General features: G+C 64.0%; 24 protein-coding genes and 1 pseudogene. 7 read left to right on the top strand and 18 right to left on the bottom strand.

Annotated elements, in window-relative coordinates; all coding sequences use genetic code 11:
• Window positions 1-6: 6 nt before the first annotated feature.
• From V5B44_RS06840 to V5B44_RS06910, 15 genes and pseudogenes are all read right to left on the bottom strand, one after another.
• Window positions 7-402, bottom strand: a complete 396-nt coding sequence (locus V5B44_RS06840; protein WP_332358337.1) for a GPW/gp25 family protein — start codon at window positions 400-402, stop codon at window positions 7-9.
• Window positions 399-2,516: a hypothetical protein gene (locus tag V5B44_RS06845; protein ID WP_332358338.1), complete on the bottom strand. Its 2,118-nt coding sequence runs from the start codon at window positions 2,514-2,516 to the stop codon at window positions 399-401. The genes V5B44_RS06840 and V5B44_RS06845 overlap by 4 nt, the downstream gene beginning before the upstream one ends.
• A complete protein-coding gene (locus tag V5B44_RS06850; RefSeq protein ID WP_332358339.1) occupies window positions 2,513-3,034 on the bottom strand; it encodes a phage baseplate assembly protein V in 522 nt (173 codons plus the stop codon). The genes V5B44_RS06845 and V5B44_RS06850 overlap by 4 nt, the downstream gene beginning before the upstream one ends.
• 203 nt (window positions 3,035-3,237) lie before the next feature.
• On the bottom strand, window positions 3,238-4,158 hold the full coding sequence (locus V5B44_RS06855) for a phage late control D family protein (protein ID WP_332358569.1): 921 nt from the start codon (window positions 4,156-4,158) through the stop codon (window positions 3,238-3,240).
• A 171-nt stretch (window positions 4,159-4,329) separates the two neighbouring features.
• Window positions 4,330-4,503, bottom strand: a complete 174-nt coding sequence (locus V5B44_RS06860) for a hypothetical protein (RefSeq protein WP_332358340.1) — start codon at window positions 4,501-4,503, stop codon at window positions 4,330-4,332.
• Between the two features lie 10 nt (window positions 4,504-4,513).
• Window positions 4,514-5,461, bottom strand: coding sequence for a peptidoglycan-binding protein (locus V5B44_RS06865; protein WP_332358341.1), 948 nt, complete (start codon window positions 5,459-5,461; stop codon window positions 4,514-4,516).
• Window positions 5,454-5,942: a phage tail protein gene (locus V5B44_RS06870; protein WP_332358342.1), complete on the bottom strand. Its 489-nt coding sequence runs from the start codon at window positions 5,940-5,942 to the stop codon at window positions 5,454-5,456. Before V5B44_RS06870 ends, V5B44_RS06865 begins: the two co-directional genes overlap by 8 nt.
• Before the next feature lie 4 nt (window positions 5,943-5,946).
• Window positions 5,947-6,264 (bottom strand): hypothetical protein, encoded by a 318-nt coding sequence (locus V5B44_RS06875; protein ID WP_332358343.1) that lies wholly within the window; start codon window positions 6,262-6,264, stop codon window positions 5,947-5,949.
• On the bottom strand, window positions 6,195-8,618 hold the full coding sequence (locus V5B44_RS06880) for a hypothetical protein (RefSeq protein ID WP_332358344.1): 2,424 nt from the start codon (window positions 8,616-8,618) through the stop codon (window positions 6,195-6,197). Before V5B44_RS06880 ends, V5B44_RS06875 begins: the two co-directional genes overlap by 70 nt.
• A 3-nt stretch (window positions 8,619-8,621) precedes the next feature.
• Window positions 8,622-8,831 (bottom strand): phage tail protein, encoded by a 210-nt coding sequence (locus V5B44_RS06885; protein ID WP_332358345.1) that lies wholly within the window; start codon window positions 8,829-8,831, stop codon window positions 8,622-8,624.
• Window positions 8,783-9,073 carry a phage tail protein gene (locus V5B44_RS06890; protein ID WP_332358346.1) on the bottom strand — a complete coding sequence of 97 codons (291 nt, stop codon included), beginning with the start codon at window positions 9,071-9,073 and terminating at the stop codon, window positions 8,783-8,785. Before V5B44_RS06890 ends, V5B44_RS06885 begins: the two co-directional genes overlap by 49 nt.
• 34 nt (window positions 9,074-9,107) lie before the next feature.
• Window positions 9,108-11,143 (bottom strand): annotated as a pseudogene (locus V5B44_RS06895) (phage tail sheath family protein).
• Between the two features lie 17 nt (window positions 11,144-11,160).
• Window positions 11,161-12,000: a hypothetical protein gene (locus V5B44_RS06900; RefSeq protein WP_332358347.1), complete on the bottom strand. Its 840-nt coding sequence runs from the start codon at window positions 11,998-12,000 to the stop codon at window positions 11,161-11,163.
• Window positions 11,997-12,608, bottom strand: coding sequence for a Pvc16 family protein (locus V5B44_RS06905; protein WP_332358348.1), 612 nt, complete (start codon window positions 12,606-12,608; stop codon window positions 11,997-11,999). The genes V5B44_RS06900 and V5B44_RS06905 overlap by 4 nt, the downstream gene beginning before the upstream one ends.
• A gap of 606 nt (window positions 12,609-13,214) precedes the next feature.
• Window positions 13,215-13,556: a Fic family protein gene (locus tag V5B44_RS06910; protein WP_332358349.1), complete on the bottom strand. Its 342-nt coding sequence runs from the start codon at window positions 13,554-13,556 to the stop codon at window positions 13,215-13,217.
• 525 nt (window positions 13,557-14,081) lie between these two features.
• Here V5B44_RS06910 and V5B44_RS06915 point away from each other — a divergent pair.
• The 3 genes from V5B44_RS06915 (at window position 14,082) to V5B44_RS06925 (ending at window position 15,384) form a co-directional block, all read left to right on the top strand.
• Complete coding sequence (locus V5B44_RS06915; protein WP_332358350.1) at window positions 14,082-14,384, top strand: type II toxin-antitoxin system HigB family toxin; 303 nt, start codon at window positions 14,082-14,084, stop codon at window positions 14,382-14,384.
• A gap of 18 nt (window positions 14,385-14,402) precedes the next feature.
• Complete coding sequence (locus tag V5B44_RS06920; RefSeq protein ID WP_332358351.1) at window positions 14,403-14,774, top strand: helix-turn-helix domain-containing protein; 372 nt, start codon at window positions 14,403-14,405, stop codon at window positions 14,772-14,774.
• Window positions 14,775-14,943: 169 nt separating this feature from the next.
• Window positions 14,944-15,384, top strand: coding sequence for a hypothetical protein (locus V5B44_RS06925; RefSeq protein ID WP_332358352.1), 441 nt, complete (start codon window positions 14,944-14,946; stop codon window positions 15,382-15,384).
• A gap of 226 nt (window positions 15,385-15,610) precedes the next feature.
• Here the strand turns inward: V5B44_RS06925 and V5B44_RS06930 are convergent, their stop codons facing one another.
• Entirely contained in the window at window positions 15,611-16,141 is a 531-nt protein-coding gene (locus tag V5B44_RS06930) for a Fic family protein (protein ID WP_332358353.1), read from the bottom strand.
• Between the two features lie 287 nt (window positions 16,142-16,428).
• Between V5B44_RS06930 and V5B44_RS06935 the strand changes: the two genes are divergently transcribed.
• The 4 genes from V5B44_RS06935 (at window position 16,429) to V5B44_RS06950 (ending at window position 19,770) form a co-directional block, all read left to right on the top strand.
• A complete protein-coding gene (locus V5B44_RS06935) occupies window positions 16,429-17,562 on the top strand; it encodes a cyanophycinase (protein WP_332358354.1) in 1,134 nt (377 codons plus the stop codon).
• 64 nt (window positions 17,563-17,626) lie between these two features.
• On the top strand, window positions 17,627-19,006 hold the full coding sequence (locus tag V5B44_RS06940) for a recombinase family protein (protein ID WP_332358355.1): 1,380 nt from the start codon (window positions 17,627-17,629) through the stop codon (window positions 19,004-19,006).
• A 191-nt stretch (window positions 19,007-19,197) separates the two neighbouring features.
• Window positions 19,198-19,368: a hypothetical protein gene (locus tag V5B44_RS06945; protein ID WP_332358356.1), complete on the top strand. Its 171-nt coding sequence runs from the start codon at window positions 19,198-19,200 to the stop codon at window positions 19,366-19,368.
• A 9-nt stretch (window positions 19,369-19,377) separates the two neighbouring features.
• Window positions 19,378-19,770: a hypothetical protein gene (locus V5B44_RS06950; RefSeq protein WP_332358357.1), complete on the top strand. Its 393-nt coding sequence runs from the start codon at window positions 19,378-19,380 to the stop codon at window positions 19,768-19,770.
• 24 nt (window positions 19,771-19,794) lie between these two features.
• Here the strand turns inward: V5B44_RS06950 and V5B44_RS06955 are convergent, their stop codons facing one another.
• Entirely contained in the window at window positions 19,795-20,835 is a 1,041-nt protein-coding gene (locus tag V5B44_RS06955; RefSeq protein WP_332358358.1) for a DMT family transporter, read from the bottom strand.
• A 589-nt stretch (window positions 20,836-21,424) separates the two neighbouring features.
• Complete coding sequence (locus tag V5B44_RS06960) at window positions 21,425-22,048, bottom strand: CsgG/HfaB family protein (protein WP_332358359.1); 624 nt, start codon at window positions 22,046-22,048, stop codon at window positions 21,425-21,427.
• Window positions 22,049-22,274: the final 226 nt, after the last annotated feature.

Below are 22,274 nucleotides of genomic sequence, written 5' to 3' on the forward strand. Positions count from 1 at the left end.
GGACTCCTATCGGCCACGAACCGGGATGGCCAGCGTGCTGCGACCGGCTTCGCCGCTGGCGACGAGGGTGAAGGTCAGCGTTGCCAGCGCTGCTTCGGCATCGTCGGGATCAGCCCGCACCTCGACGCGCTCGACGCGCAGGCGGGTCTCCCAGCGCTCGAGACTCTTGCGGATGCGCTCCTCGATCGCGCGCCAGGTGGCCGGGGTATTCGGTTCGAACAGGAAGCGCTCGAGCCCGGCGCCGAAATCAGGCCGGCGCAGGCGCTCACCCTGGCCGGTAAGCAGCACGAGGTGCAGCGATTCGCGTACGTTCGCTTCCCCGGCCGACCAGGCGAGCCGTCCGTCGGCAGCGACACGGATCGGGAAGGCCAGCCCGCGGCCGTAGAGGTCGGCATCGTTCATTTGTTCTTTCCTTTCAGCCCCGGCACCGGGAAGCAGGCGATCAGGAATGGCAACCAGCGGAAGATCAGGTCGAGCAGCGTCGCGATGACGATCAGCAGAACGAAGGCGACGATGGTGATGATCGGGATCGACAGCGAGCAGATGGTGCCGAAACGACCACCGGGGTCGCTGCACGGGCCGCTGGCGGCGACGTCGAGGTCCTTGTGGAACGGCCATGGCAGCACCGACAGCACGAGGTCGCCAAAGCCCAGTCGCCGGATGCGTTTCATTTGCCCGCAGAGGACGTCGGACATGATGAAGGCGCTGTTCTTGCCGAACTTGCGCAGCCCGCCAGGGGTGGTGTCAAAAGGTAGCGCGATGCGGATCGGCCGCATCGGCGCCTCGCTGTCGAAAAAGCCGGCGAGCTCGAATACCTCCGACGGCGCCGAAATCACTGGCGGGTGCAGCGGTCCGCAGTCGCAGCGGCGATGGACGAAGCGAACCAGGTAGCGCGGCGGGCCGGGTTCGTCGACCAGACTGGCAGCAATCTCGCTTGCCAGTTGCGCTGCCGATGGCGCCTGCGCGTCGGCGCGCAGCTCGCTGGGTTCAGTCTCGCCGGCTTCGGCGATCGCTGCGGCCAGCCTGTCGAAGAGCAGTTCAAGGTGGCGGTTGTCGGCGTCCTGCCGGCTTTCCGGAACGATGGTTCCGTCCGGCAAGGTCAACTCGGGGAGGGTCCAGTCGCGGAACGGGCCGCTCAGCCGGGGAACGTTGCGCACGATGACGGTATCCATCTCCGGCAGGCCGCCGAGCAGGTAGACCAGCGGAAACGCCCAGCCCGGCCAGCCCGTGCCGGCCGGGAACGCCTGCTCGAAGCCGTCGAGCTTCTGCGACGTGTCCTCGTCGAGAGCGGCCAGCGCGGCCAGCAACGAGGCGTGTGCGTAGGGGTCGGCGAGGTCAAGCACGTCGTCGCTGAGTTGTGGCCGGTCTTCGTCCGGGGCCTCCGCGGGTGGCGCTGTCCAGGTAGTCTGGCCGAGGAAGTCGAGCAGCGCCTGCAACTGGGGCCGATCGTGACGTTCGAGGTTGCCCGACGTGAGGACTTCGCCGGTCAGCGCCGTGAAGCTTGCGAGCAGGAACTCGCGCATGTCCTGCAGCAGCCGCCACGATGCTTCGACGAGCTGGTCGTTCGTGGTCTTCAGCGTGTTCGCCGTCGCGCTGGGCGGTGGCTCGTCGTCCTGCCACGGCGTGTCTGCCGTCAGTCCGATGCTCGCGCCGCCGCTCTGGTAGGCCCTTTCGATCAGTGACTGCCAGGGGGCGATCACCTTCATGCGGGCGAGCGCCCTGGCGTTATTGATCGCCCGCGCATTCTTGTGCTCAGCCGCTTGCCCCGCCGCGCTGGCACGCCCGGCAAAGCAGTATTCGTCGTGTCGGGCGACCGGGATCGTTCCGGCGAGCAGCCGCCGTGGCGGGCCGGCGGGTGGCGTGTAGGCGAGCGGGAAAAGCGGTAGCAGTTCTTCGCCGGGAACCGTGTCGGCGTCGGGATGTCTGGCCTCCAGCCAGCGGCCATGGCCGCTGGCATCCTTGACGAAGCCGTATTCGCGGCGGGACTGTGCCCGTCCGGACGGTCCGACCAGCCGGCGGATGACGAAGCCGCTTCGGTCGCCGGTAGCGGTGACCCGTGGCGGCAGGCCGGGCAGTTCGCAGACCAGGTGTGCGGCGGCCAGATAGTAGCGCTGGTGCACGGGCTGGAACAGCTTGAGCGGCCTGGCCTCGGTGAGTGCCCGGTCGATGGCCTGCGGCGTCATCAGCGGGCTTCGCGGGGGCCGGTTGCGACGCCGGAAGGCGACCAGCTCACGTGCCCGTGCCAGTGCACGCGCGGGGCGGGAGAGCGGCTTGTCAGTGGGCGCCAGCGACGGGGGCAGCGGCGTCGGATCGCCGATCTCCTGCCAGTTTTCGGCTTTGGCGACCAGTTCGGGCAGATTCTGCGGTTGTTCGGCGAGCAGCGCCAGCATGCGATCCATGAAATCATCGCCGTCGAAGCGCAGCAGCGCCGGCCCCGACCGGATGTCGCCGGGTTGCCCGCCACCGGCGACGAAAGCCTCGGCGCCAACCCAGCGCAGGACGTGTTTCGTGCTCACAGGATGTTCCCCGCGCCAGGGGTGTAGGTCGCGGCGATGATCGTGTTGGTGATCACCGTGTCCGCCTGAACAACTCCCGAGAAGCGCGACATGCCGGCGCTGACCGAAACCATGCCGGCCGAAACCTCGACCTGGCTGGCGCTGACGCTGACCTTGGCCGCCGCATTGACCGTGATGCCGGCGGCTTCGAGCTTGACGCTGTTGCCGTTGCTGTCCTGCACCTCGATCGACCCGGGACCGTCCTTGAGCGTCACCGAGCAGCCGCCCGGTGTTTCGAGGCGCAGCTTTTCCTGCCCGTCCTGGTCTTCGATGGTGATCAGGACGCCGTTGCGGCTCTTGATGATCTTCTTCACGTTGCGCTGGTCGGCGCTGGTCGGCGGCTGGTCGCGGCCATTCCACAGGGCACCGACGACGAATGGCCGCCGCACGTCGCCGCCTTCGAAGATGACCAGCACCTCGTCGTCGACTTCGGGCATGAACCAGCTTCCGCGGTCATTGCCGGCGAACAGCGTGGCCATGCGAGCCCATGCTTCGTAGCGGCTGCCATCCCGTCGGGGCTCCATGGCAGGGTGACGCGAATCCGGCCGGCGCCGTCGGGGTCGACGAGGTCGGTGACGATCGCCGGGTAGCAGCCGTACCAGCGGCCACCCCAGCCAAGTGGCAGGCGGTCGCTGTACAGTGCTTCGCTGGGGGTGGGGTCGAACATTTCTCTTCCGTTCGGTCAGGGGCGGCCGATTGCCGGCCGCTCGACGGTGAATTCGCTGCGCAGCCCTTCGGCCAGGTCGAAGCGGTGGCACACTTCGCTGACCGTGTAGCTGCCGTTGAACAGCGGGCCGAGTCCCGACAGTTCGACGCGCGCACCGGGCTTCAGCCGCGCATCGGGCGACGCCTTGCCGCGACCGACGACGAAACGGCGGCCGATCTGGCGTAGCCAGTTTTCGGCGACGGCGCGTGCCTCGCTGGCATCGCTTGGGTTGAGGTGCGCGACGGTGTCGGCACGGGCTCCAAGCGCCGTCTCGACCAGCGCCGCGCCGCTGTCGCCAGCGCCCGCTTCGCCGCTCAGCACCGACGCTGTTGCCGACTCGCTGATCGCCTGCTTGTCGGCCGGGCTCCAGCCGCTGACCGTCAGCCGGCTGCGCTGCAGTGCGAGGTCGGCACGCACCTCGAAGCCGAGCAGGGTGCTGCCATAGGCGAGTTCGATCGTCGCGCCGGCGCGCGCCGGCCGGCGCACCACATGCAGCGTGTCGTCTTCGAGCCACAGATCGCCGCCAGCGGCGAGTGCCCGCTGGCGCAGGAAAGCGAGGTCGCTCTGATTGACCTGGGCGAGCAGCGCATGCGTTGGGCCGGGCAGGTCGATGGTCGCTTGCAGGCCGTGTTCGCCGGCGAGCTGGCGGGCGACGTCGGCGTCGCTCTGCTGCTCAAAAATGCGGCTGCGCCGCTTCATGCGCAGATCCTGCAGCCGGTCTTCGGCGAAGACCGCGAACTCGGGGATGCCACCGTGCGGGAAACGGCCTTCGAGTGCCATGATCCGGCCGGCGAAGACGCGCTGGCCCGACAGACTGACCTCGATCCGCTTGCCGAACTCGAGCCGGTCGCGGGTGAACAGCGTGTAGTCGTTGACTGGCCGTTGCGCAGGCCCCAGTTACCGAAGGTGAGTTCGCTGTGCGCGAGCCCGTCGCTGCGGTTCTCGACGCGCAAGTCGTTGAGCGCGGCAGCGAGGTCGTCGGCCGGGCGACCGTCGATTGCCAGCGCCGGGCGGGCGCTGTGGAGGGGAATCGCGACTTCAGGCATGGCGGCGTTTCCGTCGTCGGGGTCAGTGAGCAAACAGCCGCAAGGCGCGTTGTCGCCGTTCGAACTCGAGGCGCTGCACTTCGGACGGTCGCGCCGGCGGCGGGTTGCCGGTGGTTTCGGCGGCAGCGGCCGGCGCTGGTGCGGCGGCCGGGCTGGCTGCCGGCAAGACTTCGAATTCCTGGATCACGACGCCCATGGACGGCCTCTCAACCGGTGACGATGCGCGGCTTGCTCGCGCCGAGGTCAAGCAACTGGCCTGGCGCCAAGGCGCGTGGGTTCTCGATGCCGTTGGCCAGAGCGACTTTCTGCCAGCCGCCGGACTGGAAGGCGGCGCCACCGACCGGCGTGCTGCCCCCGGGTCCGATGCCGGCGCCGAAGGGCGCCGCTGCGCCGCCCGACGGGCTGCCGCCACCAGCGCCACCAGCGCCGCCCGCCGCCGCCCGCCCGCCCGCCCCGCCAGGGCCGCCCACCCCGCCCGCACCGCTGCCGCTACCGCCGGTGGCCGGTGAACCACCGCCACCGCCTGGCTGCGCGTCGTTCATCTGCTGCAGCGGCTGGCCGCCGCCAGCTGGCCAGAGCGGCCTGGTTCCCGGTATGCGGCCGTCGCCCGCCTGGCTGAAGTCGGGAACCAGGATATCCTGCTGGATCAGGTTGAGCGTCATGCTGGCGCGCAAGGCCTTGCCGGTGCTGGCGAAGAATTCGACGTTTTCCTCGATCGACTCGACGATACCGTCGAACAGGAAGTCGCCCCAGGAGAAGCGAATACCGGGTGGTGTGCGCTGCGCGGCGTCGCGCGCGCCGGCGGCCGGCGGTTTGGGCTTCATGAAATAGAGGACCTGCCCGGTCAGCCGGCGGACGTCGTCGACCATGAATGGCGCGCTGGTGGCGGCGCTGACGTCGAACCACAACTGCACGGCGAGCTTGCTCGTGCCGGTGCCGACGAACTGGCGTGCCGGCGTGCCCTGCGACTGGTTGCCGGTCGGCGGCCGAGCGTTCGACGACCCATTGGCCTGCGTCTGGATCTGGTTGGCATACGACAGCTTCAGCGACTCGGGGTTGAACTGGACCTCGACCACCTTGCCCGATGGCTTGACGTCGGACAGGTCGTCCTTGAGTTCGATCAGCCGCGCGTGCTGGACGTCGACTTCAGGCATTGCTCTTGTCCTCCCAGCGGAAGGTTTCGTAGGCGATCTGCAGTTCCTCGACGGCGACGTTGCCGTCGCGGGCGTTGAGCGTCGGCGCCTTGAGGCGGACCGGCAGGCAGCGGCTGAGGACGAAACGGCCCCACTCGCGGCGGTCGCTCTGCAGCACGCTGATCGTCACGCCGGCGCGCAGCGCCGGATTGGCGAGGCTGTCGGAGAACCATTGCCAGAGGTCGAAGCCGTGGGTCACGCCGCGTTTGAGCGTCAGTTGGCCGAACGCCACCGGACCGGCGAGACGATGCACCCGGTTCGGGTTGCCGCCTTCGCGCAGGGTCTTGACTTCCTGCGACACCTCGATGCCGTCGCAGTCGGAAAAGGCGCCGCCGGCGAGTGCTTTGCTCTGGTCGTCGCGGACGATCTCGACGACGAAGTTGAACGCCGGAAACGGCTGCCACTGGCGGCGATCGTTATCGTTGGGGCTGGCAGCGTTCATCGATTCACCGCTCCTCGAACGACAACTGGTCGCCGCTGCGCAGCACGCGCAGGGTCAGGAAACGCAGCGGCAGCGACGGCGCGACGCGAATCTCGAGGCTGCATTCACCGCGGTCGACCTCCTGGTCGAAAGTACTGCCGCTGGCAGTGTGCAGCCGGTACGCTTCAGCGGCATTGTCGCCGCGGAAGGCGCCACGCTGCAGGAGGCGCTGCAGCAGGGCGTCGAAGCGGTGTTCAAGGCTACGCCGCAGGGTCAGATCGTTGGCCTCGAAGGCGTAGCGTTCGCCCTCCCGCCGGGCGAGGCGGCGCAGGAGAATGAACAAGCGGCGGACGCCGATCGACCGCCAGTCGGCGTCGTCCGACAGCGTTCGCGCGCCGGTCGCGGCGATGCCGGTGGGGCGTCGCTCGACCGGATTGACGCCAACCGTCTCGATGGCTTCGGCGTCGGTCGTCTGGCCTGCCAGCGCGACGACTTCGGCAGCGCGTCGAGTCCGGCGGCGGCCCAGGCGCCGCGCTGCCGGCTGCGCCGCGTCAGGATGCCGAGCACTGCGCCCTCCGGGGGTTGCGCGCACAGGTCGCCGTTGCCTTTTTGCGCTGCGGGCGCCAGATCCTGGCGCAGCAGCCACGGGTGGTACAGCGCGACGAAGCTGTCGGACCTGGCCGCGGCGAAATCGCTCGCCGCATGCCGGCGCAGCGCGTTGGCATGGCTGCCGAGCTGGCCGGCGGTCCAGTCGGCGGGCAGCGCGAGCAGCGCGAAATGCTCGCGCGTCGCGGCACACAGGTCGAGCAGCGCGCAATGGACGGCGTAAAGCGGCGAGCGGCCATCCTCGGGCGTTGCTGGTCGGCTGCGCCAGCCGATGGCGCGCGCCAGCACTTCGGCGGTCCCGGACCAGTCACTGTAACGACCGGCCCGCCAGCTCCGGGCGCGCAGGAAATAACAGCCGGCTGACAGACACAGCCGGTAACGGCTGGGCGCGTAGTGGCGCGGGCCGGCGACGACGGTCGGCTGGACGTACGCCAGGCAACCGTCGTCGGGATGCCAGGGCGGGCTGTCGTCGGCCTCGCCATCGCTCGCCGTAAGTGCCCGCGCGTCGGCGAAGTCGGGCCGCCGGGCGATCTGCAGCTCGAACGAGACGCGCGCGGCGCCAGGCGGCGACGAGTCGGCGTCGCTGTCGATGCTGACGATCGTCCACTCGCTGTCGGCCGGGGCGATCGCCAGGCTTTCTGGCGTTGCCCGCAGCGCATCGAGCTGCAGTCGCGGTGCCTGCGGAATACGCGGTGGCGGTGGCCGGCAGTCGGCGAAAGCGCTGTCCGACGAGTGGCCGCACGGCGCGTCGGGTGTTGCCAGCAGCTGGCCGCTGCGTACCGGCGTCGCTTGCTCGCGCTGCCAGCCGGGATGGACGGCGTCGGGGACGGCAATCCAGGTCGCGTCGCGGCTGACCGCATCGTCGCGGCCGAGCGCGCCGTGCAGGCCGAGCAGCCGGCGTGGTGTCGTGGCGAAGAAGCGGATGTCGTCGGCCCAGCGGCGCAGTTCGCTGCCGCGTGGCATGCGTTGCAGCGCAGCGGCGAGGATGGCGGCGTCGTTCGTGTCGGGCAGCTGGTCGCTCCATAGCGGGTCGGTGAACAAGTGCGGTCGATAGTCGGCCAGCCCGTTGCGGCTGAGTGCGTCGCGACCGTCACTGACCGCTGGTGTCCAGGGCCCGAAAAACGCGTCCACTCCGACTGGCAGCAACAGCCAGGGAGCCTCGTCGTCGGTGATGTCCACTGGTGCCGTCGCGCCGGCCAGTGGCCAATCAGCCGCGGGCAATGCTTCGCCGGCGTCGTGACGACCGGCGGCATCGGCTTCGAACCACGGCAGGTTGCTGGCGCCAGCAGCGAGGCCGCAGTCTTCGCGGCGAATTTCGCCGTGCTGCGGATGGCGTAGTGCCAGGTCGACGCGGATTCGTTCGAACTGCCAGTCCGCCGCATCGATCGGCGCTGGCGGCGAAGCCGGTGGGGCAGGCGGTGGCGAGAAGTCGCCGTCGGCTTCGCCGCTGGCCGCTGTCCACAACCAGTCCGGCGGGCCGGCGCCGGCGAGGGTTTGCTGCAGGGTTTCCGGGCGCGGTCGCCGCGCCACGCGTAGCCAGCCGGTGATCTGCGCGTGGCGCGGCGACCGCGCCCGCAGCAGGTCACCACTGGCCAGGCAGTCTTCGGCATGCACCGGCGTGCTGCGCAGCCGGACCGCGACTTCGTACGGGTCGGCCCAGCTGCCGGGGCTGGCGGCAGTCAGCGCGAAGTCATCGTCGGCGAGCCGCCAGGTCGATGCTCCGGCCGGGCGCGTGGCCAGCCGCATTCCGTCGAGCGGGAAGCGCGCGCAGGCGGCCTGTTCGCGGTCGGCGACGCGAATCACGTAGCAGCGCCGGCCGCCACCAGCGAAGAAGCTGGCGACCGCCGCCGGCAGGTGGGCGCGCATCATCGGCGGCTGGCCGCTGCCGCTTTCCTCGGCTTCGGCGGCCAGCACGAGGTCGAGCGAGCCACCGAAGACGGCCGTGTAGTGCGCCGGGTCTTCGAGCGCGACCGGCCGGTCGAGCGGGCCACGCTCGGCGAAGCCGACGAACACCGGTACGTCCATCACTGGCAGGCCGTCGTCCAGCGGTGCCGGCAGATCGACGATACGCACTCCGGGGAACAGCCGCACGTGCTACTCCATTTCAAGCCGCTCGTAAGAGACGGTCAGCTCTTCCATTGCGACGTCGGTTCCCTTGGCGCTCAGCGGGCCGCTCTGGTGCTTCATGATCACGGCGTTGATCAACCGCCAGGTCTGCACCGTGGTGCTGCGGTCTTCGCTCTTCAGCTCGACGGTCAGCGTGCGCGGCCGTTGTTGATGCCGTTGCGCACGTCGTCGAGCCATTTGTAGAGGTCGAGCGAGCCGATGACGCCGCGCTTCATCGTGACGTCGGTCGCCTTGTTGAGGCCGGGGGTCTTGATCACGTTGTTGAAGGCGTAGTTGCCGGGCCGGTATTCGGTGATTGTCACTTCCATGCCGATGCCGCTGATTTCCTGAAAGCCGGCCTGTGGTGTGTTGGTTACGCCGTCACCGAGGTTGACGTGGAAATTGAACTGCACATAGGGTCGATCGCGTAGGACTGCCATGTTGGTCTCCGGGATTCTTTAGGGTTGGGTGCGCTTAGCCCTGGCGGTCAGCCGTCCACTGGCCGATGCGGAAAATCACGAACTCGGCCGGCTTCAGCGGCGCGACGCCGATCAGGCAGACCAGGCGGCCGTTGTCGAGGTCGTTCTGGGTCATCGTCGAGCGGTCGCAGCGCACGAAGAAGGCTTTCTCGGGCTTGTCGCCGAGCAGCGCACCGTTCGCCCATTCATTGATCAGGAAGTCGCGGATGGTCGCACGGACGTTGGCCCACAGCGCTTCGCCGTTGGGCTCGAACACCGCCCACTGCGTGCCCTTGTCGATCGACCGTTCGAGGTAGGCGAAATAGCGGCGCAGGTTGACGTACTTCCATTCCGGGTCGGAACTGATCGTGCGTGCCCCCAGAGCCGGTAGCCGCGGCCTTCGAAGAAGCGGAAGCAGTTGATTCCCTCGGGGTTGAGCACTTCCTGCTGGGCGGTGTTGATCAGCGTCTCGAAGCCGATCGCGCCGCGCACCACTTCGTTGGCCGGCGCCTTGTAGACCGCGCGTTCGCTGTCGTTGCGCGCATAGATGCCGGCGACGAAGCCTGACGGGGGCAGGTTGATCGCCTGCCGGGTGATGGGGTCGAAGATGCGGACCCAGGGGTAGTAGAGGGCCGCGTACTTGCTGTCGAGCTTGGCCTTCAGTTTGCGCACGTCGGCGATTTTCTGCGCCTCGGGCGGGTCGATGACCGCGATCCGGTAGCGCATGTATTCGGCGTGCGCGATCAGCAGGTTGGTGATCGCGTTGACGTCGTCGACGCGCGCCGCGTAGTGCCAGGTCGATCCCGGCGCGGCGACGATCGAGATGTCCTCGATCGATTCGAACTGCTTGAAGCCGGTGCTGTAATCCTGCGTCGGGTCGGCGCGTCCCTGGTACTCGGTGCGGCCCGGCAGCAGGCCGTCGTTGCCGCCGTCGAGGATCGCCAGTCCGCTGAGGCCCCGCTCGAGTTTCTTGCGCAGCGCATCGAGTTCACCGCTATGCCCGGCGTCGTCCCATTCGGCCGGATTGAGTTTGAAGTCGACCCCGGGCAGGGTGTCGAGGGCTTCGAGCAGGTCGCGGCCACTCGCGATGCTGTCCTTCACCAGCACGATGGGCAGGTTGCGGTTGCCGGTACCGCTGAACAGATCAAAGATCGAATCCGGCACACCCGCCGTCCTGTGGTCGGGATCGAGCGGCAGGCCGCTCCAGGCACCGAGGCTGCGGCCGCCGTCGTCCGACAGCACGTCCAGGGACAGCGTCAGGGGACGGATTGAATCGCCCGAGCCGGGCGATGAGTCGAGCCGGAAATCATCGAGGGTCAGGTCGACGGCGGGATTTGCCGGGGGCGGGCTGGGGAGCAGACCGCCGGCTGAAAAACGCCAGGCGCCGGCGGCGTTCTTTCTGGCGACGTAGATCGGCAGTTGGTCGACGCCGCGCTCGCCCGGTGGCGAGGCATCAGGCAGCACGGCGGCGAAGGCCTGGGCGGAAGCGATCCAGACCACGTCGCCCTCCTGCAGGTTACTGATGGTCGGGATGAACTGGTTGGTCAGCGTCGGATCGGGCAGCGCGCCGAGCACATTCGGCCCGAGCTTGAGACCGAAGCGCAGGCGCAGGTTGCCGGCAGCGCCCGGATGACTGGCGATGATCCGGAATCGGGGCGAGTTGCCGACCGAAATGCGCCCATGGCCGTCGGCGTAAGGTTTGGCGCCAGGCGTCGTGGTTGCCAGGTCGGCCGGCGGGTAGCTGCCAGACAGGGGCCGGAAGACGCGGCTGACGTATACTCGTTTGCCACCCTCTTCAAAGAAGGCACGTGCGGCGTGCCACATGAAGTTGTGACTTTCCAGGGCGCCATCGGCGTTGAAGGCGAGCCGCCGGCCGTCGCCGTAGCTACGTTCGAACTCGCTGAGGCTGGTGATGACGTCTGGCGGCTCGGTGACCGGTCCGTAGCGTACGGGTCCGATGAAGCCGGTCGTGGTGGTGCTCACGCCCTCGATGGTTTTTGAGCGGAACGAGACCTCTTCGACAAAGACGCCTGGGGCCAGGTATTCGGGCATCGCAATCTCCTTGCAAATCAAAGCGGCGTCAGCCGCAATTCCGAACGGTTAGGGGGCAAGCCTTCGGTGACAGGCACGCTGGGCCGGTCGGGTTCGAGGCGCAAGGGACCAAAGGGGTCGGTTGCGCCGAGGCGCGCGAGCGCGCGGACTTCTGGTTGGGCGGTCCAGCCCGGCAGTAAAGGAGCCGTCAGGAACGGGTTGCCTTGTGCTGCGGCAGCCAGGGCTTCGGCACCGATGTCCGGATCATGGAACATCCGCAAGGTAATCGTTGCAGCCATCGTCGGCGCTGCCGGCGGCGAGTCCGGCGGGCTCTTCGGCGTCCGGCGCTCAGGCCGCGGGAAGGGCAGATGCAAGGTCAGTCGCCCCGTATCGTCGCTCATGCCGACGGTGGTCCGCGACTGCGTGTCGGTCGCGAGAACGCGCACCCACGCGGCGGGGAAGCCTGACTCGTCGGTGAGCAGGCCGTGCACAGTGCCGGCGCCGGACGGGGCATTGCGTTGTGGTGCCGAGGAGAGCATCACGCTGGTGATATGTTCTGAAGCGCTGTCCGGCTCGGGCGGCCATGGCAGGCGCAGCGGCAGGTAGCGGTCGAAGCGGTCTTCCACGATCACCTCGCTGTGGCTGGTCTGTGGTGGCGCCGGTGGGGAGGCAAGCTCGTGGCGCCAGGGGGCTGCGAGTTCGGGCCAGTGATGGACGCCCGACGGGGTGACCACTCCGACACCAAGCGCGCGCCGGTCGCGCCGACGGTAAAGGGTGCAACGCAGACCATCGATGATCGCCCGGCCCGAATAGGCGTCGAGGAAACGGAGACCAGTCTGGGCAGGAAGCAACAGCCTGTCGAGCAGGGCGTCGCTCATCGCCGTGTTTCCACCTGCCGCAGCCCGAATTCGCGCTCGGTGACCAGGCGCCCCTGGACTTCCGGCCGGTCGGAGTCGATCAGCACCATCCGGGCGACGTAGGTCATGCCGGCCTGGAAGCCTGTCTTCACGCGGTCCCACAGGGCAAGATAATCGGCAGTGGCTAGCGGGTCAGCGATGAGCTCGACCGATTCGTCAGGGTCGAAGACGGCCGGTTCGCCCTTGGTGTAGCGGTTGATGGTCTCACCGGAGAGGACCGGCAGGTCATTCATGAAGCCCAGGGCCCAACCGAGCATCAAGGCCTGTTTGTCGGCACTGCTGGCAACCGGCAGGAGCAGGAAATAGAGGTCCACGGGTAGCGATGGCTTGAATACCTGGCCGGCGCGGTCGCGGCGTGGTGGCAACCGGCGTGGCGTGCCGCCGATCCCGACGCGCCACAGGCAGAAGTAAAAGCCTTCCGCTGGTGGTGTGTCGGCGACGAGGGTATTGAAGAAGGCAAATTCAAACTTGGCGTCGGGGCCCAGTTGCAGTGCGGTGAAGGGGCAGCCCTCACGCATCATCGAGAGAACGCTTTCGCCGACCGCACGGATTGCCTGATGGCCGGCCATGGTCGCTAGCCGGAAGCCAAGTGCGAGGCAAAGGAAGGGCGCGGCATGCGGTACGCCAGAGGCAGGCACGAGAAGTCGCTCAACACCGTCCAGACCACTTTGCCGTTCTCCCCAAGCCCCTGAGTCCCTGAGCCTAGCGTATACGCAGCAATTAAATCAATATCGCTGTGGCAGCAAAGCGTCGCAGCGACCATTCACGCCGTCGAGCAGAGTGATGGCGCGACCGTCAGGCCGGCCGGGGCTGTGACTGCCGGCGCGGTAACTTCGCTGGCCGCATTGATTGCCGTCAATGTGATGTTGTGCACGCAACCTTGCGCCGCTCGGGGGTATCTTGTGCTCACCATCCAGGACCTGTCAGCAATTCAATTCCAATGAAACCCGACAAAGGCGAGCACAAGTTGCGCAGCGGCTGTGACAGGCGCGAGAGCGATGTCGGCCCGCTCGGGCGACTGCCAGACCGTCGCCGTCAGCCTGAGCGTCGACTGCCAGAGCTTGTCGAGATATCTCTCGACGAGTTCCAGTTCCAGTTGCGGCTGGCCGAATTCTATAGAAGGGCTTCCAGGAGGCGGTCAGGTTCCACGAGCTGTTAGGCGGTAGCGCGGGTAGCTACTGCGTGGTTTGTCGGGCAGGGTCAGCTATTACCCCAAGGGTCAAAGCCGGTTTCAGGTAAGCATTGCGGAAATGATCCTCGTGCTTGAGAGCCAGCGCCTCCTGAATCTGCCGGCGCGACATCTCGCCATCCATCGCCCGAAGTAGCCGCTCAACTTCCCCGGTGACTTCCGCGGTAGCTCGGTCGGTGGGCGTGATTCCGCCCATGGCCAGCGGATGACTGGGCAAGCGGATCACAAACGACAGTCGGTCATCATCCGATTCAAACAGCGGTGCAGGCGAGCCATCAGCGGCCATCACCTTGAGAATTTCCGGGCCCGCTGCCGCTGCGACCGTCACCTGCGTGCCGCTGATGCCGGCGATAGATCGTGACGCTGACGATCCCCTCGGGGGGGCGCGGCGAGAAACAGCGTCCCCAGCGGGTCGTCACGCGGCAGCGTGATCTCGATATGGTCTCGCGAACGCTCGCGAGACCACCAGAAAAACGGAGAACAGGGAGGCCCAGGACGGGGTGAGAACGGCGGGTTGGAGGGGGTGGCGCTCGCGAGGCCAAGCCCGGAAACCGCGCCAACACTGGGGGAAACAGGCGAAAAGACAACCAACCGAGAAGGGTTGGTTTTCTAAATACTGGTGGTGGAACACGGAACCGAACCCGCGTCCGTCATCTGAACCAGATACCAAAGCGTGGCCATTGTAGGTGCCCACCTGTACGAAAGGAGCATTTCGGGAATCCAGCTGACCAACGCTGCGCCAGATCGAGAGACCATAAACACACCCATTCACACCCATTTGTTGACGCCTTGATCACCCGCATGGCCTGGATGCCACTTGCCTTGGTCCCATTTTGGGACTACAATTCGACCCATGCGAGTGATTGCCGTGTCTACCCTTCGGGCCTTCTGGGAGCGCTATCCCGACGCCGAGCAGCCGCTGAAGGCTTGGTACGAGGAAGCCACGAGTGCGACCTGGACCCAGCCCGCTGACATCAAGGCGCAGTACCGCAGCGCCAGCGTGCTGAAGAACCGTCGTGTGGTCTTCAACATCAAAGGCAATGACTATCGGCTGATCGTGGCCATTGCGTACAAGTTGCAGATCGTCTACGTGAAGTTTGTCGGCACCCACAAGGAGTACGACGCCGTCGACGCAGAAACCGTTGAAATGGCCTGACCGGCCACGGAGGAAAACATGGACATCCGCCCTATCCACACCGAAGCAGACTACAAGGCCACTCTCAAAGAGATTTCGGCCTTGATGGACACCGACCCTGATCTGGGCACGCCAGAGGGGGATCGCCTGGACATCCTGGCCACGCTGGTGCAAGCCTATGAAGCCAAGCACGTACCCATCACCGCGCCAGATCCGGTGGAAGCCATCAAATTCCGGATGGATCAGAGCGGTCTGTCCGTCAAAGACCTTGAGCCGATCATTGGCAAGAGCAACCGCGTCTACGAAGTCCTGAACCGCAAGCGCCCGCTGACGCTGGCCATGATTCGGAGACTGCACCATAGCCTGGGCATCCCGGCCGAGGTGCTGATTGCGGAGACGGCTGCAGGGTGATCAGCGAACGCTGAGCTTGGCTTCTACGATGAACAGCGTTGTCATGGGGTCATCTGTTCAGGAGAAAAGGATGCACTACCCCGTGATGACGAAAAGCATGTGGCCGACCGCTGGCAGGTAAGTCTCAAGACGCTGGCGGCTCGATGGTGAAGGGCCGGTCTGGCACAAGTTGTTCCGCCACGTTCGTTACCACGAGGCCGAAGTCCTTGAGTTCGAGCACAGCGGTTCACAACATCTGATGACGCTGCTCGACATCAAACGAAAGTTCAAGCCGGAAGTTCCAGAAGCGGCGCAGGGTCTCGATGCTAAGGCTGAAGAAAACGACTTCACCGCCAAAGAAATTGCCGAAGCATCATCGCTACCCATCCACCTATTCCGCGATCAGGCCGAGCGCAATCGCAAATGTGTTCCACACCTGATGCTGGTGGGCAACCTCCGGCTTTCACTGCCAGCGATCCTGGAATGGGAGATGGCCAACAGCGTGGTGGGCAGCGCGGCCGCAGCGGTAACGGAAGAAGCGGAGAGCCCGGCAAAACCTTCAAAGCCAGCCAAGCGCTGGTATGAACGTGTCAGGCAGCAGGACGGAGAACGGTTCGATTCCACGCTATAGCCTGAACAGATGTCCTTGCTTTTGGCCGAAAGTCCACCGTTTCGGCCATTTGTCCCAGAGGGTGCAATCGCACCCTGGATCACAACTCGCTATTGGGGCTTGGGAGCACTGCTGAGGAACGCTGGGGGTAAGAGCGGGTGGCCCCCAATGATTTCAGCCCGTGCCGGGGCTGGGATGTGTTTCCAACCAGCGTTGCCCGAGGGTAGTTAGGCGGTAGCGCGGGTAGCTACTGCGTGGTTCGTCGGGCAGGGTCAGCTATTACCCCAAGGGTCAAAGCCGGTTTCAGGTAAGCATTGCGGAAATGATCCTCGTGCTTGAGAGCCAGCGCCTCCTGAATCTGCTGGCGCGACATCGCGCCATCCATCGCCCGAAGTAGCCGCGCAACTTCCCCGGTGACTTCCCCGGTAGCTTGGTCGGTGGGTGTGATTCCGGCCATGGCCAGCGGATGACTGGGCAAGCGGATCACAAACGACAGTCGGTCATCATCCGATTCAAACAGTGGTGCAGGCGAGCCATTCGCGGCCATCACCTTGAGAATTTTTGGTATGCCCGTCGAGCGGCCTTCCGTCAGGTCAAGCTCCTTCAAGAATTCACCGATCCGCCGGTTGCGGTAGCGGCGGCTGACCGCGCGACCGGCCTGAAGGTCTTCCAGCCGGATGGAACGATCCGGGCCGGGAAAGCTGACGACGACGAACTCGTCATGGCTGATGCGCACCTCGATAGTTTGCCGCCGTGATGGCAGCTTAGAAATCGACAAGCCTATCAGCAGCGTTTCCAGTGGAGTGGTCGGAGGCAGCGAGGGCAGTTTGGGATGATCAGAGCTGGGCGGTGACCTGCGGTGCTGTCAATGCTGCATGCGGGAGGATCAAGAGTTCTTCAACAGTGCTTACCTACGATTCTGGTGCCCACAGAAAAGCCAAACATGTCACTGTCCCTAACCTGGTTTGTTGCACTAGACTGTCATTTGCAACCACCTCTGTGCATGTCCTCTAAGAAATTACTGTCCGCGTTCAATCTTCAAGGGAGATCAAGATGGAGCATCTTATGGAACTGTTTGCTCGTGAGCTAAAAAACAAGATCGTCGGGATAGCGCGTGGTTTGTTGGCATCTGGCATCATCGGCGTCTTTTTCGTTGCCTTTGTCGCGCCCGCCCAAGCTGCCAACAAGTCCAAACTGGGGGTCTATCAACACGGCAAGCCAGTCGAGTACCTGCCCTGTGACACGATTCCACTGCCCAAGCGAACGGCCGTATTGATGGGTGGTGGTCTCGACGTCAAGGATGCTTTCAGCTGGATGATCACAAACATGGCCCAATGCCGTGGTGGCAACCCCGGCAAACCAGGGAATTTCGTGGTGATCCGTGCTGGTGGCAACCCGTCTTATGACAGTTTTATCTTCAAGCTCGGTCCCGTAGCCTCTGTACAAACTTTGGTTGTTCCAACCATAGAGACCGCCAACGACCCTGCGCTTGAACCATACATTCGCAATGCTGGCGCGATCTGGCTCACAGGTGGGGATCAGGGCGATTACTACAACTTCTGGAAAGGCACGCTCTTGGAGCGTCTGGTTTCAGAGCAAGTTGACAACTACGGCATCCCGATTGGCGGGACCAGCGCCGGAATGATGATTTTGAGCGAGTTCAACTACATCGCCGACCCATACACGATAAGTTCGTACGATGCGCTGCATGACCCCTACCTGGATGGTGCGGTGACGTTGAAACGGGATTTCTGGAGCGACACGACACCATTCGCGCCCCTATTATCAACCGTCACCGACTCTCATTTTTACACTCGTGATCGAATGGGACGGTTGGTTACCTTTCTGGCCCGTGTCATCGAGGACAGATGGGCTAGCGTTACCAGTGCTCGCGCCATAGGTGTGGACCAGCAAACCGCATTGCTTATGGAGTACTACGACAAGTCCTCCTCGCCCTCGAATATTGCATTTTCCACAGCCACAGTGGTCGCCAATCCCGGCATATTTGGTGCTGCCTACTTTCTCAGCGCCGGTTCAGGTAGCCGATTGATCGTGGATCCACGTCAGCCACTGACCTTTACCAACATTGATGTGAAGAAGTGTCCGGTGACTAGTCCGACAATCTATTGCCAGCCAGTCCATTACCAGCTCAATGTCATTCGAGGTGACTTGACGTCGACTATTCGTACCATTTATTGAGGCACATCACCGGCACGCATTGGAGTGGGTCCCTGTCCTTCGGTCTGGGGAAGGGAGGTACGCGATGAGCGAGATCGCAGCCCGCAAGGCCCGCAAGGGCTGCGCTGTCTACTGCCGCGTGTCCTCGGACGAACGCCTCGACCAGGAGTTCAACTCCATCGATGCGCAGAAGGAGGCAGGCCACGCCTATATCGCCAGCCAACGTACCGAGGGTTGGATTTCGGTCGCCGACGACTACGATGACCCCGGCTTCTCCGGCGGGAACACCGAGCGCCCGGCGCTCAAGCGCCTGACGGCCGATATCGAGCGCGGCCAGATCGACATCGTGGTGGTCTACAAGATCGACCGCCTCACGCGCAGCCTCGCCGACTTCTCCAAGATGGTCGAGGTGTTCGAGCGTCACAGCGTCTCCTTCGTGTCGGCCACACAGCAGTTCAACACCACTACCTCGATGGGGCGCCTGATGCTGAATGTCCTGCTGTCGTTCGCGCAGTTCGAACGCGAGGTCACCGGCGAGCGCATCCGCGACAAGATCGCGGCTGCCAAGCGCAAGGGCCTGTGGATGGGCGGGGTGCCGTCCCTGGGCGACGACGTCGAAAACCGCCTGCTGGTCATCAACGAGGCCGAGGCGGCCGTCGTGCGGCGCATCTTCGAGGAGATGGTGACCATTGGCTCGCCGACGCAGATCGCCACCAACCTCAACTTGGAGGACGTCACGACCAAGGCGTGGACCACGCAGGAGGGCCAGACCCGTAGCGGTGAACGCATGGACAAGAAGTACCTGCACAAACTGCTGCGCAACCGCATCTACCTGGGCGAGTTGTCGCACAAGGGAAACTGGTACCCTGGCGCACACCCACCGATCATCGACCGGGAGCTTTGGGACAAGGTTCACGTGATTCTGGCCAAGGACGGCCACACGCGATCGGTGGAGACCAAGATCCGGTTGCGCACCGACGCCTTGCTGCGGGGACTGCTGTACGCCCCATCGGGTGAGCGGATGTACCCGACCTACGCGCGCAAGAACGGGCGCAAGTACCTCTACTACGTGTCCAAGTCGGAAAGCCGCTTTGGCGCGCCGGGCAAGAGCTACGAGCGCCTGACCGCGCCGGAGATCGAGGTGGCAGTGGTCGCCCAGATCCGTACGGTTCTGACCAGCCCGGAGTTCATCGCATCGGTGGTACGCCACATCCAGAGCAACGGCGCGCAGATCGACGAAGCAAGCACGGTGATGGCGATGGGACGGCTCAACGACGTGTGGGATCAGTTGTTCCCGGTCGAGCGGTATCGAATCGCCAACCTGATGATCGAACGGATTGACCTCGTCCACGTTGGTGAGGTGCAAGGCATCAAGGTGAAATGGCGAGAATTGGGTTGGGACGAGTTGATCGGTGAATTCGCGCCGAGGGAGATCGGTGCAGAACTGCTGGAGGTCGAAGCCTGATGGAGACCTCGCTCGAAACCTTTGTGCCTCTGCAGTTCAAGCGGAAGAAAGGGTAGCGGCTGGCCGACTCGGGGACGTCTGCCCACGACGTTCACATCATCGAAGCCGTTGCTCGGGCACAGTACGGGCACTCCCTGCTCGACTCAGGGGCCTTCAAGGGGGTAGTCGAAATCGCTCGGGCCGAGGGACTGATGCCGACGACCGTTGGCAGATTGCTGCGATTGGCGCGGCTGGCCCCCGACATCGTCGAGCAGTTCATGATGGGTCGCCAGCCACGAAAGCTGACGCTGCTCTGGCTGATGAGAAATGACATCCCGGCACTCTGGCCCGAGCAGCGCCAGATGCTGGAACAGTTCAAGTAAGGAGGCGAGATGTCCAAAAAGCACCACGGCAAGCAGACAGGCCGCCCTGTCACCCATGAGATCCCAATACCCGCCGGCGGCGTGCGACTGGAAACCTTTGTACCGTGGAGGCTGGTGCAGCGAGGGTCCAAGAAGCAGATCATCACGCCATTGGACTCGCCGCAGGAATTCCTGTCTGAGGCCGCTCGGGAACGGGAGGCGCGGGCGGCTTTCGTGGCCGACATCGCCAACGCTGAGGGCATGGATGTGACGCAGGTGCGCCGGGTCATGCGGGTGACCCTGTTGGCGCCAGAGGTCATCGAACGGTTGGTGGGTGCGCCCGACATGGTGCTGGAGCAGGTGATGCGCCGCCCTTGGCCTAGTGGTTGGGAAGATCAATCAAAGTTGGTGAACTCCCTCTGACCGCAAAGCCGGGGCAACAGTCCGTCAGTGCGCATGCCGATGATGAACATCGGGGAAATGCGGGTGCTTGTGGGTCACCAAAGCGTGGGAGTGCGGGTGCGAATGCGGCTCCTGACCGTGCCAAGCGAATTCGTGATCATGTTGGTGATGTTCGTCGTGGCGATGGTGGTGACTGTGCTCGAGTAGCTCGTGCGAGTGCTCGTGCTCGTGCTTTTCAGTGAGGTGTAGCCAGACGCCCCAGCCCATTAGCGCACTGGCCAGCCAGAACACGGAACTGGCAGACTCGCCGAGAACCGTCAGAGCAATAAAAGCACCGATGAATGGGGCTGTCGAAAAATAGGCCCCCGTTCGCGCCGTACCGAGTCCACGAAGGGCCAGCACGAACAGTACCAAACTCACGCCGTAGCCCATCAGCCCAAGGGTCATAATCGTTGCGGTCGTTACCGGGGCGGGGAACTTCCCTCCCATGGTCAGTGCAAGGGTGCAGTTGACCACGCCTGCGATCAAGCCTTTGCTGCTAGCGATGAACAAAGCGTCCGACGCAGATACCTTGCGCGTCAGGTTGTTGTCGATTGCCCAGCACACGCAGGCCAATGAAATCGCGAGTGGGCCGAGCCAGCTGTCGCCGCCAGACTCTCCGAGTGGCCAGGACAAGATCACCCCGCCAGCGACGATGGCGACCATACCCAGGACGATGCGCCGGTCGGCGTTCTCTTTGAAGACGAACCAGGCAATCAGCGCGGTCAGTACCGCTTCAAGGTTCAGCAGCAGCGATGCGGTAGATCCGCTGGTGTGCGTCAGTCCGAACATGAGGGCGACGGGACCTAACATGCCACCGAAGAAGATAGCGCCCAACAGCCAAGGCCATTCTTGACCCGCGATGCCCGAGGAAAGCCATCCCCGGTCACGGATCGCCCGGGCAACACCAAGGCCGATGCCGCTGCCCAAGTACAGCAGGCCGCCCAACAGTAAAGGTGACGTTTCCCCAATCAGCAGCTTGGCCAGGGGTGTACTGGCACCAAACAGAACGGCAGCTACTAAGGCGTAGAGAGCACTTCTATTCATAGGGTGGAATTGTCCTCGCTTTTACCGCCAATAGACACTACGCTCGCTGTGCTCAGCGTGTCTTGGTCGCTTCCGCCCAGGAGTTGCCGACAACAACCGATTGCCTCCAAACCCGCGCCAATACAGGGAGGGGCCTCGCGCACGCTCGCGAGACCACTAGATAAAAACGGAGAACAGAGAGGCCGTGAAGGGCCAGAAACGCGGGGATGGGAGGAGTGGCGCTCGCGAGGCAAATCCGCGAAGCCCCGCCAGGACTGGCATTGCGGGCGGATACGAAAAAGCCCGGAGCGAGTCCGGGCTTTAGAATATGGTGGTGCAATCGCACCCTGGATCACAACTCGCTATCGGGGCATGTGAGTACTGCTGAGTACTGCATGGGGTGTTTGTCCGTGTAATGAAGGTGTTGGTCTAGGGCTGTTCAGTTCGATGCACTGCTCCGCAAGCGAACCCGCGTCAGCATCGCCAGGTGCTGCTGTACCGTTGGGATACTCAAACGGGCGGCCCGGTTCTATGGTTGCTCGCTAGCGTCGGTGAATCTGGCGACCGACAGTTTGTTCCACACGAAACGACATGGAGCCCTAGTATTCCACTAAATTCTTGAAGGAAAGCCGTTCACAAATTCTCTTGCAGCGACCCCAAGTGCCGTTGGGAAATCATCCTTCCTTCGAACATTTACTTCACGAATATAGTTAGCTTGCCCGACAATCTCGGCCTCCTCAACGCTAACTATGCGACCACTCATAGAAACCTTTGCGCTAAGTCCATCCAAATAGCCCGCGCCAGCAATATACGCGTAATTCCTAGCGTCAAGTTGCACCTTGTAATCAACAATCGTGATTATGACAACGCAAGAGACATTTAGCATTTTTCCTAGTCGCGCAGCATTGCCCTCGGTCCATCCGGAGCTTTGTTGGTACCTTATCTCTTTCTGCATCTTTTCGATATCGGATCGGGCAGAGATCCTATAACCCTTGCTGAGCAAGACTTCAGTAACTGCGCCCTCCACTTGTCTTGCAACTGCTGTACTATTTGCATGTTTGCCAAATTTATCAACTTCGACGATTAAAGCGAGCTTGACATGCTTGTTTGGGTTGAATAATGGTGCCACCCACGCAGGCGATGATGCCTCTGACCGAGGAATTGGTGTGCATCCGCTGCCAATTACAGCAAGGAAAAAAACAAAAAACAGCCATATTGCAATTCGCTCGAGCATAAAACCCCCTGAATTAATGGCTATTCGCGTAAAACAGACGTTCGCAATTAGAATTTTCACTAGCGTTGACGACTGCAGAACTAGCCAAGCCCGCAACAGACTGTGATTCTGACTGCCTGGATACTGCGATTGCGAAGTAAGTTTGCCGCGCTTGAATGCGGTCGACAAAGACATCGGCAACCCTACCCGGGTTGGCCTCCGTGATATAGTCTTGAAGCACTGCGGG

Source organism: Candidatus Accumulibacter necessarius, assembly GCF_036625085.1.